1 protein-coding gene is annotated in these 1,643 nt (G+C 44.0%); it reads left to right on the forward strand.

What is annotated here, in order from left to right; genetic code table 11:
- The first annotated feature begins 69 nt into the window (after window positions 1–69).
- Window positions 70–1,610, forward strand: a protein-coding gene (locus tag AAEY98_RS22090; RefSeq protein WP_351019683.1) for an IS3 family transposase whose coding sequence is annotated in 2 segments (ribosomal slippage) — window positions 70–535 and window positions 535–1,610 — 1,542 coding nt in all. Because the reading frame shifts where the segments join, the coding sequence is not laid out codon by codon here.
- Window positions 1,611–1,643 lie beyond the last annotated feature (33 nt).

Consider the following 1,643-nt stretch of genomic DNA (forward strand, 5'->3'; position numbering starts at 1 on the left):
CCCCCTGTGTCAGGATAGTTGTCGCCTCAATTAATTTACAAATAAACAGGGAGCGGTAAGTTACAGCAAGTGAATTATCAAAGGCATTCCGGTCAATTTAAAGAAGCTATATTAAACAAGTTTAGTCAAAGTGGTTTGTCGGTTCGTAAGTTTGCAGAGCAAGAAGGCATTAATCTCTCAACCCTGTATAGTTGGCAAAAGCAATTTAATACCTCAGGGTTAAACGTGTCAAAAGTCAGTTCATCGGATAAATGGTCAAGTGAAGAAAAGTTTTCAGTGGTATTGGAAACAGCCTCTCTATCGGCAGTTGAGTTAAATGAATATTGCCGAGCTAAGGGGTTATATCCTGAGCAAGTCAACGGATGGAAGCAAGCTTGCATTGCCGGTAATACAAGCACAACACTGACAAGTAAAGCCAAGACAACACCTGGACAGAAGACTGACAAAAAACGCATTAACGAGCTAGAACGTGAGTTACGTAGAAAGGATAAAGCGTTAGCGGAAGCGGCTGCTTTACTCGTACTCGGAAAAAAGTTCGATGCCTATTGGAAGGAAAAAGAGGAAGACTGATTTCGCTGACCGATAGGCAGAAGCACGCGCAGTGGGTCAGTACAGCAGTAGCATCAGGCGCGAGACAAGATAAGGCCTGTGACGTGATTGGATTATCAAGTAGAACCTTACAGCGTTGGCGAATAGGCGGTGAGATTAGCGCAGATAAAAGGCCAACCGCAATGAGGCCAGAGCCTGGAAATAAACTGAGTCATGCTGAAAGACAAGCCGTGATTGATGTGTGTAATAGTGAAGAGTTTGCCTCATTACCACCAAGCCAAATTGTCCCGATACTCGCCGATAGAGGTGAGTATATTGCTTCGGAGTCGAGTTTTTACCGTGTATTACATACTAAAAACATGCTGCACCACCGAGGCAAAGCTAAGCCGAGAAATGTTCATAAAAAGCCAACCAGTTATACGGCTAAAAAAGCGAACGAAGTGTGGAGTTGGGATATCAGTTACCTGCCTACAACGGTGATAGGAAAACACTATTATCTGTACATGATTGAAGATATTTACAGTCGAAAAATCGTCGGTTGGGAAGTTCACTACGACGAAACAGGTGAGCAAGCAGCAGCACTACTAGAGCGCACCGTCTGGTCAGAGAAATGCTTAAAGAAAGACGTTGTGTTGCACTCAGATAATGGCGCGCCCATGAAGAGCCTGACGATGCGAGCTAAGATGTACGATTTAGGCGTTGTGACCTCACGAAGCCGTCCAAGGGTAAGTAATGATAATCCGTACTCAGAATCGCTATTTAGAACGGTAAAGTATCATCCACGTTGGCCTAGTGAAGGTTTTAAGTCGTTAGAAGCAGCACGTAAATGGGTCAATGAATTTGTTTGTTGGTACAACAACGAGCATCGCCATAGCAGGATTAAGTTTGTGACACCAAACCAAAGGCATGATGGTCTTGATGTTGGAATACTGGCGAAGCGAAAAACGTTGTATCAGACAAAAAGAAATGAACATCCAGAGCGATGGTCAAAAGAAGAGCGAAACTGGCAGCCAATAGGCGCTGTGGCGTTAAATCCAGAGCAACATAAAGAAGCTGCTTAACAATTTAGGCGACAACTGTCTTGAAAAACGCCG

Origin of the sequence: Shewanella sp. AC91-MNA-CIBAN-0169 (assembly GCF_040310165.1) — a bacterium.
Lineage (GTDB): Bacteria > Pseudomonadota > Gammaproteobacteria > Enterobacterales > Shewanellaceae > Shewanella.